Origin of the sequence: Methanofastidiosum sp. (assembly GCA_020854815.1) — an archaeon.
Lineage (GTDB): Archaea > Methanobacteriota_B > Thermococci > Methanofastidiosales > Methanofastidiosaceae > Methanofastidiosum.
The window spans coordinates 1-17241 of record JAHKLW010000063.1 but is presented as its reverse complement, the minus strand read 5'-3'; the positions used below and the strand labels follow the sequence as shown (position 1 = coordinate 17241).

The 17241-nt window shown below is 36.2% G+C and carries 25 protein-coding genes; 10 read left to right on the top strand and 15 right to left on the bottom strand.

Translation table 11 applies throughout. From position 1 onward, the window contains the following. Together KO464_08170 and KO464_08165 are read left to right on the top strand one after the other, a co-directional pair. Window positions 1-1257 (top strand): PAS domain S-box protein (locus tag KO464_08170; GenBank protein ID MCC7573351.1); only part of this gene is annotated, 1257 nt, incomplete at its 5' end. A 235-nt stretch (window positions 1258-1492) separates the two neighbouring features. After that, a complete protein-coding gene (locus KO464_08165) occupies window positions 1493-2263 on the top strand; it encodes a rhodanese-like domain-containing protein (GenBank protein MCC7573350.1) in 771 nt (256 codons plus the stop codon). Between the two features lie 48 nt (window positions 2264-2311). Here KO464_08165 and KO464_08160 read toward each other — a convergent pair whose 3' ends face one another. After that, window positions 2312-2821, bottom strand: coding sequence for a 50S ribosomal protein L16 (locus KO464_08160; protein MCC7573349.1), 510 nt, complete (start codon window positions 2819-2821; stop codon window positions 2312-2314). A 96-nt stretch (window positions 2822-2917) separates the two neighbouring features. Between KO464_08160 and KO464_08155 the strand changes: the two genes are divergently transcribed. Beyond that, complete coding sequence (locus tag KO464_08155; GenBank protein ID MCC7573348.1) at window positions 2918-3895, top strand: AIR synthase family protein; 978 nt, start codon at window positions 2918-2920, stop codon at window positions 3893-3895. 34 nt (window positions 3896-3929) lie between these two features. Beyond that, entirely contained in the window at window positions 3930-4604 is a 675-nt protein-coding gene (gene upp / locus KO464_08150) for a uracil phosphoribosyltransferase (protein ID MCC7573347.1), read from the top strand. Window positions 4605-4647: 43 nt separating this feature from the next. Here upp and KO464_08145 read toward each other — a convergent pair whose 3' ends face one another. Further along, window positions 4648-5163, bottom strand: a complete 516-nt coding sequence (locus KO464_08145; protein MCC7573346.1) for an adenine phosphoribosyltransferase — start codon at window positions 5161-5163, stop codon at window positions 4648-4650. 32 nt (window positions 5164-5195) lie between these two features. Continuing rightward, a complete protein-coding gene (gene mtnP / locus KO464_08140) occupies window positions 5196-5933 on the bottom strand; it encodes an S-methyl-5'-thioadenosine phosphorylase (GenBank protein ID MCC7573345.1) in 738 nt (245 codons plus the stop codon). A gap of 84 nt (window positions 5934-6017) precedes the next feature. Between mtnP and KO464_08135 the strand changes: the two genes are divergently transcribed. After that, window positions 6018-7040, top strand: coding sequence for a deoxyhypusine synthase (locus tag KO464_08135; GenBank protein ID MCC7573344.1), 1023 nt, complete (start codon window positions 6018-6020; stop codon window positions 7038-7040). A gap of 53 nt (window positions 7041-7093) precedes the next feature. Here the strand turns inward: KO464_08135 and pfdA are convergent, their stop codons facing one another. From pfdA to KO464_08105, 6 genes are all read right to left on the bottom strand, one after another. Continuing rightward, window positions 7094-7513, bottom strand: coding sequence for a prefoldin subunit alpha (gene pfdA, locus KO464_08130; protein MCC7573343.1), 420 nt, complete (start codon window positions 7511-7513; stop codon window positions 7094-7096). Continuing rightward, a complete protein-coding gene (locus KO464_08125) occupies window positions 7514-7705 on the bottom strand; it encodes a hypothetical protein (GenBank protein MCC7573342.1) in 192 nt (63 codons plus the stop codon). 10 nt (window positions 7706-7715) lie between these two features. After that, a complete protein-coding gene (locus tag KO464_08120; protein ID MCC7573341.1) occupies window positions 7716-8369 on the bottom strand; it encodes a translation initiation factor IF-6 in 654 nt (217 codons plus the stop codon). 5 nt (window positions 8370-8374) lie between these two features. After that, window positions 8375-8629 carry a 60S ribosomal protein L31 gene (locus KO464_08115; protein MCC7573340.1) on the bottom strand — a complete coding sequence of 85 codons (255 nt, stop codon included), beginning with the start codon at window positions 8627-8629 and terminating at the stop codon, window positions 8375-8377. Between the two features lie 32 nt (window positions 8630-8661). After that, window positions 8662-8817 (bottom strand): 50S ribosomal protein L39e, encoded by a 156-nt coding sequence (locus KO464_08110; protein ID MCC7573339.1) that lies wholly within the window; start codon window positions 8815-8817, stop codon window positions 8662-8664. A gap of 213 nt (window positions 8818-9030) precedes the next feature. Continuing rightward, complete coding sequence (locus KO464_08105; GenBank protein MCC7573338.1) at window positions 9031-9195, bottom strand: hypothetical protein; 165 nt, start codon at window positions 9193-9195, stop codon at window positions 9031-9033. A gap of 286 nt (window positions 9196-9481) precedes the next feature. Here KO464_08105 and KO464_08100 point away from each other — a divergent pair, with 286 nt between their 5' ends. Continuing rightward, window positions 9482-10057 carry a tetratricopeptide repeat protein gene (locus tag KO464_08100; protein MCC7573337.1) on the top strand — a complete coding sequence of 192 codons (576 nt, stop codon included), beginning with the start codon at window positions 9482-9484 and terminating at the stop codon, window positions 10055-10057. Between the two features lie 3 nt (window positions 10058-10060). Here KO464_08100 and KO464_08095 read toward each other — a convergent pair whose 3' ends face one another. From KO464_08095 to KO464_08085, 3 genes are read right to left on the bottom strand one after another with little or no spacing between them, the layout of a single operon-like run. Then, window positions 10061-10597, bottom strand: coding sequence for a nitroreductase family protein (locus tag KO464_08095; GenBank protein MCC7573336.1), 537 nt, complete (start codon window positions 10595-10597; stop codon window positions 10061-10063). Then, a complete protein-coding gene (locus KO464_08090; GenBank protein MCC7573335.1) occupies window positions 10598-11236 on the bottom strand; it encodes a DUF1648 domain-containing protein in 639 nt (212 codons plus the stop codon). Between the two features lie 36 nt (window positions 11237-11272). After that, the gene (locus tag KO464_08085) at window positions 11273-13054 is read right to left on the bottom strand and encodes a chloride channel protein (GenBank protein MCC7573334.1); all 1782 of its coding nucleotides are present in this window, start codon (window positions 13052-13054) and stop codon (window positions 11273-11275) included. Between the two features lie 108 nt (window positions 13055-13162). On the opposite strand from KO464_08085, the gene KO464_08080 reads away from it, so the two are divergent. The 4 genes from KO464_08080 (at window position 13163) to KO464_08065 (ending at window position 15183) form a co-directional block, all read left to right on the top strand. After that, window positions 13163-13612 (top strand): 30S ribosomal protein S19e, encoded by a 450-nt coding sequence (locus tag KO464_08080; GenBank protein MCC7573333.1) that lies wholly within the window; start codon window positions 13163-13165, stop codon window positions 13610-13612. A 12-nt stretch (window positions 13613-13624) separates the two neighbouring features. Then, window positions 13625-13954, top strand: coding sequence for a DNA-binding protein (locus KO464_08075; GenBank protein ID MCC7573332.1), 330 nt, complete (start codon window positions 13625-13627; stop codon window positions 13952-13954). 5 nt (window positions 13955-13959) lie between these two features. Then, window positions 13960-14568 carry a hypothetical protein gene (locus KO464_08070; GenBank protein MCC7573331.1) on the top strand — a complete coding sequence of 203 codons (609 nt, stop codon included), beginning with the start codon at window positions 13960-13962 and terminating at the stop codon, window positions 14566-14568. A gap of 159 nt (window positions 14569-14727) precedes the next feature. After that, window positions 14728-15183, top strand: coding sequence for a hypothetical protein (locus tag KO464_08065; protein ID MCC7573330.1), 456 nt, complete (start codon window positions 14728-14730; stop codon window positions 15181-15183). 291 nt (window positions 15184-15474) lie between these two features. On the opposite strand, the gene KO464_08060 is transcribed toward KO464_08065, so the two are convergent. From KO464_08060 to KO464_08050, 3 genes are read right to left on the bottom strand one after another with little or no spacing between them, the layout of a single operon-like run. Then, window positions 15475-16239, bottom strand: a complete 765-nt coding sequence (locus tag KO464_08060; GenBank protein ID MCC7573329.1) for a PrsW family intramembrane metalloprotease — start codon at window positions 16237-16239, stop codon at window positions 15475-15477. Continuing rightward, complete coding sequence (locus KO464_08055; protein MCC7573328.1) at window positions 16240-16929, bottom strand: DUF4389 domain-containing protein; 690 nt, start codon at window positions 16927-16929, stop codon at window positions 16240-16242. A 60-nt stretch (window positions 16930-16989) separates the two neighbouring features. After that, window positions 16990-17151 (bottom strand): RDD family protein, encoded by a 162-nt coding sequence (locus tag KO464_08050; protein ID MCC7573327.1) that lies wholly within the window; start codon window positions 17149-17151, stop codon window positions 16990-16992. Between the last annotated feature and the right edge of the window lie 90 nt (window positions 17152-17241).

Sequence of the window (17241 nt, the reverse complement as noted above, 5' to 3'; positions counted from 1 at the left end):
CTTAGGAATTTAGCATCTGATATCCATAAAAATGAGAATGAATATAGGGTCCATACAAATGAAAACATGAAAAAGAACGGGGATCGAGTATGGATTTACTGGGCCAATACACCAATAAGAGACAAAGATGGAAATTTAACTGCTATATTGGCAGTTGGAAACGATATCACTGAGCATAAAAAACTCCAAGAAGAGATTAGATATTCTGAAATTAAATTTAAGACTCTATTTGAAAAAGCGTATGAGCCGGTGTTTATCCTAGACAAAGATTTCTTCATTCGAGATACTAATCTTGCAAGTGTGGCCCTCTTCCACTATTCTAAAGAGAAGATTATAGGGATGAGTGTCTATGACTTGATAGCGCCCTTAGAATCAAAGAGATTGCATCATATTTTTAGAAATGAATACGATAACTCAAGTATATTCGTTGAAACAAATTTTATGAAAAAGAACGGGAGTATTTTCCCTGCCGAAATCAACTTAACAACTATGGACATAGGGCATGAAAAATCAATAATATGCACTATTAGAGATATAACTGAGCAGAAGAGGAAAGAAACCGAGTTAAAAAAACAGATTCTTAAATATGAGCTAAATGAGGGGAACCTGTATCTCTCAAAGGAGCCTTCTGATCTACTGCCGTTTGAAGTTTTTAGAGAGCTCATTGAAATAGGATATAAAGGAACACTTGTATCAAGAAACCAAAAAGACAATTTCTATATAGAAGATTTAGAGTTTGATTATTTCTGGTTTTCTTTAAGAAGAGCCCCGAAAACTGTTTCTCCAGACATAAGTAAACTGAAAGAATTTATATCAAATATTAAAAATAAGAATGTAATACTGATCGATAGCATAGACCACTTGATTGCGAAGAATGGATTTAATGAAGTTTATAATTTTGTCAGTGAGTTAAGGGAAATGGCTTACTTTGGAAACAATATTATTATTCTCTCTGTTGACAAGGACACAGTTGATCCAAAACAGTTAAAGCTTTTAGAAAAAGAAACTAAATCTATCCATCTTAAATCTCTGGATATATTGAACAATAAAATGCACAGCATATTAATTTACATCTTAAAACAAAATAAATTAGACATTAATCCTTCATATTCCAGTTTGGGTAAAGAGCTAGCAATGACAAGGCCCACTGTACGAAAAAATGTAAAGTTCTTAGAGAACAATAAATACGTTATAGTCCACAGAAAAGGGAGAAATAAAAAACTTGAGATTACAGAAAAAGGCAAGAATATTATCTAGATTTTTCAGTTACCTAATTTCATTATCCTTTCATAGAGTTCATCTAGAATAATCATTTGTTTATCAATCAATATTTTTTAGCTGTTTTGATTTTTAATTTAAAATTATTTTTTTGTATAGTGGGATAAAATATATTTTTTCCGTATTCTTATCGATAACGTTTCAATATTCAGCCTGACTCTACCTAATTTTTAATAATAGAAACTCTTATATTTGATTTTCAAAATTACCTTCTGTGATAAAAATGAGAAGGAAAACAGTTTCCATAATAATTTTATTGGTACTATCCTTAAGTTTAGTGCCTGGCATAATGGCTCAGAGTAAAGTTGCAGTTGTTGCAAACTCTATTGACATTGGGATGAATCCTGACCTTGTTTCTTTACTTAGGAAGAACAATTTGATGGTTGATTACTTTGGAGTCAAAGACAGCGGATATGCCGCATATGATTACATTATAATTCTTGGAGGCCCAGACTCTGATGAGCATACGGGCGACCTATCCAGAAGAATACTTTCAGAATCTCAACAGAGCACCCTTAGAAATGGTAACTATAAGCTCTTGTACGAGACAAACGATTTCTTTAAGATGAAGCAAAAAGTGTTCGTTCTCGCTGGTTCAGATAGGGACTTCACAAAGGCGGCAGTTGACCAATACGTATCTCAAGTTGTTTCTAAAATAACAAATCAGCCAATTGCAGCGACAACTTACAAGACAATTACGGCCTCTCAATTAAAACAGCTGATTGATAGCAAAGAAGATATCTATCTAATTGATGTCAGGACTGAAGAACAGTTTGCTGAAAGCCACATACCTGGTGCAGTCAACATCCCATACAATAAGCTTGGCGTACAGATTTCACAGATACCAAGAGATAGAAAAGTTGTTTTGTACTGTAATAATGGTCAAAAGTCGGTTGACGGTGCAAAATTCTTGGCTGAGAGAAACATTGATAATATCTACGCTGTGACAGACGGCTATTCAGTGTACTATAACCTTACTAAATAAAATTAATTTATTTTTAAAATTTTTAATTAAAAAAGTACTAAAAAAATATTAGTTTCTTTCTTGGACATCAATCTTTACGGTAGTTGGTAGCTTCATAGCTGCTTTTTTCAATGCTATTCTTGCTTCTTCAATTCCATCTTTTTCTACCCAGATAGACATTACCCTCTGTCCTCTGTCAATCCTAGCAGCTGAACCGATAGGCTTTCCAAAGGAAAGTCTCATTCCGTTACCGTATCTGTCGGCCTTTTTACCTGACGCCATTGCATTTTCTCTAATAATCTGGAAAGGTATAGTCCTTATCTTGTAGTGAAAAGCTGTCTTTCCAAGTGCTTTCATGAGATATCTGTTAGCAGCAATTCTTGATGCTTCCATAGCATTTGTCCTTATCTGGCAAGCATTCTTACTTTCCATGTAGACTTCGTAAGGAAACTTCTTTCCAAGTTCCCCCATATCAAAGTGGACTACCTTAATACCGGGAACTGCTCTAACATATTCTCTCCTTGTATAATTCGGCCTGTTTACCATTCTGTCAATTCTTGATGGTCTAAGTCCTGCCATAATAATCACCTTAAACGACTGTAGAGCACCTTTCCTACCGCAGTTTATAAGGCTTTCTAAGTGTAACCTTTTTAAAACAAATTGCAAAGAAACTTCATGAGATTCTTACCCGACGGCAAGGTTGATGGTTTGATACTTTCAAAGAGGGTGTTTCCTTACCTTGGAAGTATACAAAATGAAATTGTTGTCGGACCAAATGTTGGGATTGATGCCGCAGTAATTGATGTTTCTAAGCTTCCAGGTAAAATGGTTGTGTCACAAGATCCAATAACAGGCGCTGGAAAAAATGCAGGTTTTCACGTAGTTAATGTCTGCGCAAATGATGTTGCTTCAATGGGCGCAAAGCCGATGTTTTTCCTTTCCACAATAATAATGCCAAAAGGCACCACAGAGGAAGAATTAGAAAAAATATCAAAGGACATAGAAAGGGCGGCAAAAGAGATAGGCGTTTCAATAGTAGGTGGCCATACAGAAATATCCTCCAAAGTGTCTGACTTAATTCTATCTGGCACTATGATAGGTTTTGCAGATAGATATCTTTCAACAAGTGGCGCAAGAGAAGGTGATGACATACTTCTCACAAAAGGGGCAGGAATTGAAGGAACAGCAATTCTTGCAGAGTCAAAACATGAGCACCTTTCAAAGTTTCTTGATCAAAGCCTTTTAAAAAGTGCAATGGGACTGATTAATCAAATTTCTGTCGTTAACGAAGCTTTAATCTCATCATCTCTTGGTGCAGTCGCATTACATGACCCAACCGAAGGTGGTATTTTAGGAGGGCTGCACGAAATTGCAGACGCATCAAACAAGGGATTTGAGTTTTATCCAGAGAGAGTAAATCTATACCCTGAAACTAAATCGATATGTGATACTCTCAAAGTAAATCCATTTGCATTGATATCATCTGGGGCGCTCATGATCATATCTCCAAGTGAGAAAACAGAACATATAATAACGGCCTTAAAAAAAGAAAATATCAAATCAAGTATAATAGGAAAGATTACAAAAGATAAGAGAAGCCACAAAAGAATCTCACAAGACGAACTCTGGCGTATCCTCGATACTAACCTTTAAATACTATTTTTTGCTACCTTCATAGGTGTAGCAAATGGGTATAGAAGACCTAGAAAAAAATGATAGAGTAATTTCTTTTAAGCAAAATTTGGCTATACAAGAACTTGTTGATGAACTTCGAGATAAGAATACTGATCCGATAAAATTCAGAAAAGGATTGAACAAGCTTGGGAGATACATGGGCTATGAGTTATCCAAAACTTTTGACTATAAAGTAATAGATATCGACACTCCTGTTTGTCCGACAAAAGCAGTCAGAATATCTGACAAGGATAATCTAGTCATGATAAACATCCTAAGGGCTGCAATTCCTTTCATAGAGGGATTTTACAAGGTATTCCCAAAGGCTAGAGCTGGGATCATTAGCGCATGGAGAGGTCCGGCACCAGAATCCAGGATATCTGTGGAATATGTTAAAGTGCCGAAGACAACTAAAGACGACATAATAATGATTGGAGATCCAATGCTTGCAACAGGCCACACAATATCAAGGATAATTGATGAAGTAAAGAGCAGAGGCGAATACAAGAGGATTATCGTGGTGGCGGTGATAAGCGCGCCAGAGGGAATCAGGGAAATACTTGGAAAGCACAATGACGTAGAAGTTGTCACAGCAGTAATTGATGAAAAACTCAATGAAAAGAACTACATCGTTCCAGGGCTTGGAGACGCCGGGGACAGATGTTTCGGGGAGCCAATTAAAAAATAATTTTTTCTTTCTTATTAATTTAATAAAATAAAATATTAATTTTTTATTCGCCTTCAAAATCTACTATAGTGAAAACACCGTAGCCATCGAGCCTTTTCATACCGCCAAGCTCGGGAAGCCCAACTATGAAAGCAGTATCAACAACATTTCCTCCAAGCTTTTCTATGAGTTTGCAAGCTGCTAATGCAGTTCCACCAGTTGCTATAAGGTCATCAACTAAGAGCACATTGTCCTCTTTCATTATAGCATCAAGGTGGACTTCAATGGAATCCTTTCCATATTCCAACTCATACTCATGATTTTCAGTTTTGTGGGGCAATTTACCTTTTTTCCTGATTAAAACGAAACCTGCACCAAGCTTGTATGCGAGCGCCCCTCCAAGTATGAAACCCCTTGCCTCAACACCGGCTACTAGATTAATCTTTTTATCTTTGTACTTCTCATAGATTATATCTACTGTATCTTTTAGTCCATCTTTATCTTTCAATAAAGTCGTGATGTCCCTAAACATAACGCCTTGCTTTGGGAAATCTGGTATAGTTCTTATTTTATTTCTTATGCTATCTACTCTCTTATCCGTATAATCACCTTCTATATCTTTGGGATAGTATCAACTATAAGTTTCTTTACATTTTCAGAATTTTTCTTATATATTTCTAGTATCTTCTCAAAAGTCACTGGCTCTTCATCTTCCTTCCAGCAGTCATAATCAGTCGACATCGCTACAGTTGCATATTCCATCTCAAGTTCTCTTGCAAGGAATACCTCGGGGACTGTTGACATGTTTATCACGTCTGCGCCAAGCATCCTAAACATATGAGATTCAGCTCTTGTTGAAAATCTTGGGCCTTCAATTGTTATAACGGTTCCTTTGGGGTGATATTTTAAATCAAGTTTTTTTGCACTGTCTATTATTAGACTCCTCAAGTTCCCAGAAAAAGGGTCGGCAGTTGGTGTGTGTATTACCTTTTCTTCATGAAAAAAAGTATACTCCCTCTTTTTTGTAAAGTCTATTACCTGATCTGGAAAAACAAGGTGGCCTGGGTGAATTTCTTCTCTTAAAGACCCAACAGCTGTTGTTGCCAGTATATGGGTGCAGCCAATATTTTTTAGTGCCAATACATTTGCCCGGTAATTGACTCCTGATGGATAAATCGAATGATCCCTACCATGCCTTGCTAGAATTACCACATCCCTACCCTTTATCGTTCCTGTCATAAACGAACTTGATGGGTTCCCATACTTTGTCGTCATAGCTACCTCTTCATAGTCCTTCAAAAGTTTTGGATCGTCAAGTCCGCTTCCGCCAATAATGCCTATCTTTGTCATATTAATCATCTACTCAAGTATATCTTTCTTATATAAAATTGTTGCATGGAAAAATATTTAAGGTTTGATATACTCATCTGCTCTATGAAGAAAGAAGAACTATTAAGTAAGGAAATAGAACATATCGATATCAAAAGTTTTGATTCGAGAGAGATAATTGACGCTTTTTCAAAGATGGCATTTCAAGCTAAAAATCTTGCAAGAGCCTCATACATATTTGAGAAGATGACAGAAGATAAGGACTGCTCGATTATATTGTGTCTCGCTGGATCAATCTTTAGCGCTGGACTAAAGAAAGTCGTTCATGATATGATAAAGCATAACATGGTCGACGCCATTGTTTCGACAGGCGCCATAATTGTAGACCAGGAATTCTTCGAAGCTTTAGGATTTAAGCACTACCAGGGAACACCTTTCATTGACGATGAAATGTTAAGGAAGCAGAGCATTGATAGGATTTATGATACTTACATTGATGAAGACGATCTAAGGGTCTGCGACATGACAACAGCGGAGATAGCTGACTCTCTTAAACCAGGGCCTTACTCCTCAAGAGAATTTATCGCAGCAATGGGGGCTTATCTTGAAAAACACGGTTCCAAGGTTAATGACTCCGTAGTACTAGAAGCATACAAGAAAGGCGTACCTATATTTATCCCTGCGTTCTCAGATTGCAGTGCAGGATTCGGGCTTGTTTACCATCAGAATGCTAGAGGAGACAAACCAAAAGTTTCCATAGATAGCGCAAAGGATTTCTTTGAACTTACAAAGATTAAGATTGCCTCAAAAGACACTGGACTTTTCATGATAGGTGGGGGAGTTCCAAAGAACTTTGCACAGGACGTTCCAGTTGCCGCAGATATACTTGGAAAAGAAGTAAACATGCATAAATATGCCGTCCAGATAACAGTTGCCGACGAAAGAGACGGTGCACTATCAGGCTCTACACTAAAGGAAGCACACTCTTGGGGAAAAGTTGAGAGTGGCAGTGAGCAGATGGTCTTTGCAGAAGCCACAATCGCCATGCCTTTAATTGTCAGTTATGCTTACCACAAAGGCGGCTGGAAGAACAGACAGGAAAACAGGTTCAATGACCTTCTAAAATAATTTTTTTAATTAACTTTTTATAAAATATTTAGAAAAGAATTTTTGTAATAATATTATTGTTTTTTCTTAAGGATCTCTTCAGCTTGCATTTCTATCTCATTCATTCTAGCGCTGATGTTCTGAAGTGTCGCTTCATTCTGCCCTAGGTTTTTTTCGACTTCTTTTAGAGTTTCATCAAGTTTTGAAATAGTCTCTTCAATACCCTTTTCTATTGTAACATCTCTGGCAAGAGTTGTTATCACAGTATTTACATCGCCGATTGTTCCTTTTACAAAATTACCTGCGCCTATTGGTATTAGGATCTCATTTCCTTCCTTTGCGTCTTTTAGACCTTCAAGAGTTATCTTTGAAAGAGCGAGTTCATTTCTGTGGGAAGATAACATTGAAAGATTGTTTGAGATTACTTTTGACTGCTCATTTAGGTAGTTTAATTCAGAACTAAGTTTCCTAATGGCTTCGTCCTCGCCTGCCATTTACATATCTCCTTGTTTTTCTACTATGCTTGTTATTTTGATGTTTCTTCTTTTACATCCGTAAATTGAGCCGTATTTAGTATAGATGTCTTCTAAAACATCTTCTTCCTTCACGCCATTAAAATCTTTAACAAAATGTTTTGTGCTACTTTTTAGTTTAATAATACCTTCAACTGTATAGGTTTTTAACATAAGATTCACCTCATACACCCATTATATCTTCAACATAACTTAATTCGATACCTGTCGTTGTTTCACCAACGATTGCCCCTTTGTCATTTACAACCATACAGGCCCCAATATAGGAAACTCCTCTGTTTAGAGTTGACATTCTTACATCGACCTTTAACAGGTCTTTTATAAGTGAAATGTCTTCTTCTTTTGCTTCCTTGTGAACAAGACAACCTGTGTTGTTCGTCTTTGCCACACTACCCACATATTTGTGAGCCCCTATTGAAGCAATAGTTGTCTCAACACCGAGCGCATCCTCAATTATCTTATGCTCTTTCGTTAATATGGGGCTAATAATAGCTCCCTTATCATTTGAAAGGATAAGATTTCCAACTGCATTTTCCTTTGATTCAAGTATATAGTTATTTATGCCAGTGTTCTCTATTAATTGAAGCTCTTCATCCTCAATTACATGGGGCAGTATAATCCCGTTATTGTTACCTGCAATATAAATACCTGCTAAATCTGTTGCGGCAACTGTACTCAATATTAATTCAGTTCCAAGAGCTTCCTCTATAGTTTTGGCTTGCTCTCCAATATCTTCCCTTATGATAGTTATATTGTTATTAGTAAAACTGAATATGCCAACAAACGGATTGCCACTGAACTTCAACTGTCTTATCATTAACTTTACTCCGCAAGATAAGCAGTAACAACTTCTCTCTTTTCTTCTTCTCCTTCTTCACCCTTAACTACCCTAATCTTAATCTTTGAAGGAGAACTCTCAATGCCTTTTTCCCAGAGTTTTTCATTTAAGATCTTGTCAATTTTTACATTCTCACATTTTGAATGTTTGACAACAAACTCTCTCAAGGCTCTTGTTGCTCTCGCCGCTCTCTGACTTCTTGGGGCTTCTTTAACTTTCCTTAAGGGTACTACATACATTCTCTCTTCATTATTGTCCAAAGTTCTCACCTCTACTTCTTAAGAGAAGTTCTTCGCCAATTTCTTCTTTTTGGATGTGATCTAATTTTTAATTTAGTTTTGGCCCATACCCAAACAGGGACTCTTCTGTTCTGGCTCATGGCCTTACCTAGTCTCTTCTTTTTTCCGAGTCCTTTGTTTCTCGACATGATAATCCTCCGATAATAGCGAGTTTATTAGGCTTTTAAATATCTATTTATATGTCTTTTGTTTATGTTTCAGACACTCTCATTCTGTTTAAAAAGCTTTCAATCAGAATAAATTCACTTAAATTTAACCTTAGAATAAAATTTGTAAATATAAAAAATAAAAGGACTTTTCCTATTATACCTAGAAATAAACCTTTTAAAAAAACTCTCTACTTAATACCTTCTTGGATTCTTCTTCTGGTAGCAATCCCTACAGTAAACAGGTCTTGTTCCATCAGGTTTGAATGGAACTTCAGTTTCCTGTCCACAAGCTGCACATGTTACTTTGTGCATTTCACGAGGTGGTCTGTTGTAGCCGCCTCGGTTTTCGCCATACATTTATATTACTCCTTTATATATTTGGCCATTTACTGGCCCTAAACAAATATTATATATTTAGTTTATAAAGTTGTCGTTTTTAATTGATAGATTTATATTAAATATTCATTTTATTGAGATAATTTGCAGTATTTTTCATATAATTAATAGAAATTACTCTTCTATCGATACAAACATAAATACTGACAATTATTAATTTTTTTTTATACGATTCTTATATTTTCTTACACAATACTTATATACTGGTTTAGTTAATGCGAACTCAGATATAACTGGAGGTGTTATTTTGGGAGATATTGTCAACTGTTATAAATGTGGGGCCAAACTCCCCCAAGGATCTAACTACTGCTTTAAGTGTGGCTTTAAAATTAAAGACACCCAAATTGACGGTATATTTTCAGATGACACTTCAAAACCTGATTCTCACTATTATGGAAAAGCATCTGATAAATATTTTTTATCAGGGCTTTCATTTTTTAAAGTTGGCGAATATGCAAAGGCCATCTCAAACTTTACTAAGGCAATTGAATTAAAGGACGGTTTTGCCGAAGCCCATTACCACAGAGGCCAAGCGTATATCAAAGAAGACAAATATGAAAATGCCATTGACGATTTTACCAAGGCCATAGAAATCGATCCAGAATTCAAGGATGCATATTTTCAGCGTGGCAACATATTTTTTGAGAGAGGATTCAAAGAGAGGGCAAGGGATGACTATGAGAAGATCCTAGAGCTTGATTTTGATATCGCATCTCAGATATATGATAAATTGCATAGTTTCATGGAGTCATGGGTCAATAACATAGTCAGGAATAATAAGACTACGCCTTCAGTTGAAAAAGACTTCGTAAACGACTCATAAATCTTATAGGTTATATTTTCTTATCTTTTCTATAGGTTTCCTGATTTTCTTTTTTGGGGTGTCGGCTGGATAACCAACAGCAATAATGAGTGAAACTGATTTATTTCTTGGTATTTTCAAGATGTCCTTTACATTCTTTTCATTAAAATAGCCGAGGATGCAAGTTCCAAGCCCTTCTTCAGTTGCTTTAAGGCAGAAATGCGACGCCACAATTCCATTGTCTACCAGGCTAAAATCTCGCCCCTGAACAAATCTCCCAAGAAAGCCCGTCACCGCTGGATTTTCATTTACTATTGCGACAAGTACCGGTGCAGCAAGTGAAAATTTGTTGAATGAGGCTAATTTGTCATAAGTTTCTTTTGCAATGCTCTCTCTTAATTTTGGTTCATCTATGACTATAAAGCTCCACGGTTGGGCATTGACTGCAGAAGGTGCAAGCCTTGAAGCTTCAAGACACCTATCAATCTTCTCCCTTTCAACTTCTTTTTCAAGGTATTTTCTGCAGCTGTATCTTTTTTCACAAAGTTCTAAAAAATCCAATTATTCACCTTTATGGATCTTTTTGTATTCAAAATAGGAATATACCATTGAATATGCAGATACGAAAAGGATTGGGGCTATAACGAGTATAAATGCAATCTCTTTGAAGAATACCCCAAAAAAGGCTATTATCCCTGATGCTTTGAAGAGCTTTCCACCCAGCTTATGAGTCTTTTCCCAGACTACATCATCGCTGATTGTCCAGGGGGTCCTGATTCCAACAAAGAAGTTGCTCTTTATTTTCACTAAAACAGTACCCATATAATAAAAGATGGCGCCAAAGGCAGGGGCCATCATCTGAACCATATTGAATCTATACTCAAAGGCCGCTAGAATTGATAGGATGTATATGTAAAAAAGAAATCCTATAGTTACTAAGAGAATTCCTTGATAATACTCCCTAAAAGATTCCAAATTCATTTTTCTTGGTTCAAACTTTGGGAGATACACAAATAGAGCAAATAACCCAACTGATATCATAGGTAACAAAAAGAGCCCCCAGAACTTGTCCATATACCCATCGATTTCTCCTTGAGCATTCCAATGAGTTGGCATCATATCTGGCACATAAGCATAGACAAATGCACCGATAATAAATGAAAAAAGTATAATTGCCAGAGATATATCATTAGCTTTCATGATTTCAAAAGAGACTCTTTAGTTTAAAAAGTTTTTTTATTTTGGCCATTTAATCTTATCGTACAGCTTGTGGGATACAGTAGATACCTCTCTTTCAAATTCCTCAGATATTTTAAACCTATCTTCATCATCTCCTCTGTTTTTTGCGATTCTGTAGGCTTTTAAGAGGTCAGACTTTGTAATAATGCCGTAAATCTCTTTTGTGATTGGATCTAATACTAAAACTCTTCCACATTTTCTTTCACCCATTATGCCCAAAATCTTTGGCACATCATCATAAGGAAATACATAGGTCGGCGGAGACATTGCATCCATGACTTTTAGAAAAGGTATCTTTTTACTATCTATATTTTTGACTTTGTTATTGGATATGGTGCCTAATAGCTCCCCATCTTTTATCACCGGAAATCCAAGTTTTTTATATTTCTTAACATAATTCCAAAAATTAGTTAGTGGCATGTCTGGGTCCATCGATATAATTTCTTCTGTCATTATGTCCTTGGCAGTGACATCGGTTAAATCTTTTGAAAAAGATTTAACTGTTGAGATCCTCTTATTGAGTTTTTCCATATATATTGAACTCCTTCCTAAAAAAAGTGCAGAAAACCCATAACTGACAAAGACTGATAGCATTAGCGTTGGTATCATTGAATAGTCCGAGCTCATCTCGGGTATCATTATTATACATGTAAGAGGAACTTTGGCCACACTTGCAAAAAATGCACCCATACCAATTAAGGCATATGCAGATGGAGAACCTACTACATTTGGGGCAAAGCCTCTGAATATTATCCCAAGGGCTCCACCAAGCATTGCACCAAGGTATAGGGATGGAGAGAATATTCCTCCCGAAGCACCTGAACCTAGGGTGAAAGAAGTCGCTAGGAATTTTGCACAAAATAGTAATATTAAAAGTGTCAACCCTATCTGTCCTGCTAAGGCGGCATTTATACCTTCAAAGCCACCACCTAAAACACCATATCCTACAAATGAGAAGCCTACAAGTCCAGTTAGAAAACCTCCAATTGCAGGTTTAATATAAAATGGAATTTTCATCTTGTCAAAAGAGTCTTCAAAGAAATAGAACGCCTTGATATAAAAAAATGAAACAATTCCCATAATTGCCCCTAAAAGCATATAAAAAGGTATTTCGGCAGGATTGAAAGCGAAGGAAGCAGCATTAATTGCAGATTCAGGACCTAGAACGGTTCTTGCAATGCTAACAGATATGACAGAAGATAATGCTATGGGAATCACACTTATCGGAGAGAAATCAGCAAGTATTAGTTCAAGCCCAAATATAGTTCCACCAAGAGGAGCATTAAAAGCTGCAGCCACACCCGAAGAAAGCCCGCTTACCACTAAAATTCTTTTTTTCCTTTCATCAAATTTGAAAAATTGACCAAAAGTTGAACCCATCGAGGCGCCTATTTGGGCAATTGGCCCCTCTCTTCCGGCACTACCACCACTTCCAATAGTTATTGAAGATACAATAGTTTTGAAAAATGCAACCCTTTTTCTGATATTACTATTCTTGGCCTTAACTGCATATATGACCTCTGGTATCCCATGACCTTTAGATTCACTACAGTATTTGTAGATAATAGGGCCAACAATTGCGCCACCGATTGCGGGGATAATTATAATACTTAATGCACCAAAAAAACCTCTTTGGAATACGATCTCAAAAAAATGTTTGCTGAATTCAATCATTTTACCGAATATAATAGCTCCAAGGCCTGCAAAAATACCAAGAACCAAAGCAATGGCATTTAGTTCTGCCCATTCTTTGAGATACCCAGTATTCTTAAAATACATATTCTAAATGTATCTAATAAATCATTTATAGCTTTTGCGGCCTAGGATACCAAAAAGCTTTAAAAACATAACGATAATGCTTTTTTAATATCAAGAGAGGTGAGTATTATTACAACAGTATTTGACGTTCCTGCTGATATGTTAATCGACGGTGTTAAAGAAGAGCTAAAAAGCGACAAAAATTTAACGCCACCACAGTGGGCAACTTTTGTAAAGACCGGATCATCAAGAGAGAAAATTCCAGACCAGAGTGACTGGTGGTATATTAGAGCAGCCGCTATAATGAGAAAGATATATGTTTATGGGCCTGTCGGTGTTGAGACATTGAGGGTCGACTACGGTGGCAAGAAGAACAGGGGAGTAAAACCCGAAAAGTTTAGAAAGTCATCTGGAGCAATTATCAGAAAGCTTTTTTCCCAGCTTGAAAAAGGCGGATACATAAAGAAAGCTGAAAAGGGAAGAATAATATCTTCACAAGGTATGTCTCTTCTTGACAAGAAGGCATCTGAGATTAAAACCCGAATAGCAGCAGATATTCCTGAACTAAATAAATATTAATAAAGTGATTTTTTGCCAGATGATGCTGAAGCCATAAAGAGGAAGAAGTTAGAAGAACTTCAACAGCAAGCGGTAGATAATGAACAGGCTAGACAGCAGAAGATGGAATTTGAGATTCAGAAGCAGCAAATAATGCGTGCCCTTCTTACGCCTGAAGCCAGAGAAAGACTTACAAGAGTCAAGATGGCAAGAAAGGAGGAAGGGGAACAGATAGAACTTCTATTGATTCAGCTTTACCAACAAGGAAAAATCACAAAGCAAGTCGATGACGCGATGCTAAAACAGATCCTCGAAAGAGCTCTTATGAGCAACAAGAAGGAGTTTAGAATTAGAAGGATTTAGTCGTTATGGAAACGGCTGTCTTATTTTCCGGGGGGAAAGATTCCTCCCTTACTAATATTTTTCTAAAGAAGATACTTCCCTGCGAGATTACAAATTACACTATAACTTTTGGCATAAATTCAAACTGGAAATATGCAGAAGAAACTGCAAAAGCGCTTGAATTTCCTTTCAAAGTTTTTGAAATCGATAGAGAGTTGCTTGAAAAATCCGTCGATAGAATTGAAAAGGATGGATTTGCAAATGACGGCATCACCTTTCTCCACAAATGGGTCATTGAGTCTTTTTTGGAAGATGTAACTGTTGACATTATAGCAGATGGAACCAGAAGAGACGACAGAAGCCCTAGATTAGAACTTTCTGACATGAGGCGGATTGAAGATAAGTTTCAAGCATCCTATGTTGCGCCTCTTATGGGGATAAGCTACAGGATTTTAAAGCCGATATGCAAGGCCCTCTTTATAATAGAGGAAGGCCCTACAGATTTAATCAAAAAGAGTGATTATGAATCTGAGATAAAAGATCTAATGATACAAAGAGGCCTTTATCCGTATGATTTCTTCCCAAAACATTCCCAGAGCCGGGTTATAGGATATAATGACCGGCACGCATTCTAGCAATGTTTATAGTTAATCCAATTAATTTAATTAATCCTTTATATCTTAATATTTTTAATTAGAAATTATTTAGTTAAATGTTACCTTTATTGTTTAACATTATTAAATAAAATGATTAACTATATCTTCTCATTAATTACCATAAATGATGGTGATCATATGGCAATCTTTGATGGAACCTATGTAAAATTAAAGAATCAGACGGAAATTGAGATCCTAAAGACTATCAGAACAGCACTTTACGAAGTTGGATATCCTGGAGGAAAATACCTGGAGAAACTACAGATAATTACCGCCATATATCAGCTTTACAGGGCAAAGGACTTGGCCAAGGAACTTCAAACGAAAGGTGATTACCCGTATAAGGATCTTATCACATCTATCTCTGTCGATATATCTGGTCTTTCACGAGAGTTCGAATATTTAAGAGACCACCCTTCAATAGATAGAATAGATATTGCAAGAGAAAAATTATTTGAGATTAGGAATAATATGGTCCAGCTATCAAAAAACGTCGGTGTAACAGACGGAGAAATTTTGAATATTCTAAGGGATTATGCCCCACGGCCAAATGAAGATCTCACAAGTTACCGTCAGAAATCGTATAAAAGATAAATTTATTTCTCTTATTTTTATAATGATTTTTTTAAATAATTTGTTTGTTGCCCACCTAACTAACCCCGAAGTTCATCGTTCGGATATCCTCTCTTCCTTCGGTAACTCTCGTGGTGGGCTGATCCCCATCATTGTAACCCCCGAATCATCTAAGCGACATGCCACATCACCGGGTGACCGTTGACAGGGTATAACCCTTATATTTGCTGTTTCACTCATAGAAGAAAGATTTCCTCTCATGAACCCCTCGCTATAAGGGATAAATAGTGAAATGTATTTTGGTATAAAAAATTATCTCTTGAACTTAAATCCACATTCTGGGCAGAATTTAGATGAAGATAACACAGTTTTTTTGCATTTGGGGCACTTGAAATCATAATGATCTGAAGGTTTAAACGGAGACGCAGAAGAAAGTTCGCCCAATCTTTTTGTTAAGAAATATACTAGCACTATCAATAGAGGGACAAATAAGAAAGCTAGTATGGTCTGGGTAAATAAAACAAAATTAAACAGTCCGTGTGAGAACGCTGCTATTGCAATCCCTTTAAATACTACATTATTATTCTTTGGCGAGGTAAACTTCGCTTTTCCCACATAATACCCAACTATCCCTGAGAATCCTGCGTGTCCAAGGCAACCTGTTATGGCCCTCATAAGTATTAGCGATGGGCCAAACTGGGAGATATATAAAAAATTTTCAAAGGTTGCAAATCCCAATGCGGCTGCAATAGAATAAATCATTGCATCAATAGGTTCATCGAACTCCTTTGACCTAAGGGCATATACTCTAATTGCCATGTACTTTGATATTTCCTCTACAGGACCTATTACAAAAAATGCTGCAAAGAATAGTAAAAAAATATTTGCTTGCTCAATAGAAAATGGCAATAGCAAAGTATTAAGTATGCCTGCCGGAATTGTCGCAACTATTCCCAGGATAAATGTCAATATAATTAGTTTTTTTGGCTCTGGCTCATATTTGTCTTTCTTATAAAAAAGAAAGAGCCACAGCAAACCTGGGGCAAATGCTATTGCAAGAAGGGAAAGGGGGTCCATTTAGTCACCTGTTAAAGGAGGTCTTTCATCTGTTAATATTGAAATATATGCATTGATTCTCATATAGAAGTTAATAAATCTTACTGAAAACTCCCAAAGGCCAAAGTTTTTCTTCGTTGTAAATAAAATGTAAAACCATTCAATGAATACTATCAGGTACAGTATCATTCCCCACATAGATGCAATTAGAGATAGCACAAAACCATAAAAGATTCTTACCAGAAGCTCCAATCTTTTTGATTCTTTCTCAAATGAGAATGTAATTCTGCATGGATATTCGACATCTTTACTTGTTATAGGCGGTCTATTATCTGTTATGAGACAGCTATATGCCGTCACGTTGAAGTAGAATCTAAAAAATCCAGCCATAAAATCAAATGCGCCCTTATGTTTCTTTGCATATATAAGGACATAAAAAAACTGAAAGATTTGGGCAAGACCTGCAATAATTCCCCAGGCTTCAATAATAATGCCTAGAATAAAAACATATAAAATTCTAATAAATAACTCTGCACGTGAAGAGGGCTCTGTATACGAATATAATAATGTCACGGGATAATCCTTAATAGATGGATATACATTCCCAGTCATTATTTTTTTCTCTTCATCATCACCAATAAATGCGTTGCATTCTTTACAGTAAAGAGTGCCTTCTGGATTATTGGCTCCACATCTAGGACAATAAACCATGAAAAAAGAAGATACTCCTAACTTAAATAGATTTCTTATAAAAAAAGAAAATAAATAAGATTATTCTCTAACAACAAAGGTATTAGCAATCTTGTCGTGTAATCCCTGTTTTTCAGAGTCAAATAGTATCCATATATATGCAACTAAATTTAGTATTGGTATTATCTTTATTTGCTTTGTTGAATAATTCACCTCAAATGAAGCGAAAAGCTTAAACCCCATAAAAACCCTACTGCTTTATGCAGCGCAACTGGAGCAAATACAACGAGAGTTTAGTTAAAAGAGGAGAGTTCTACCTGTCATTAGATTTTT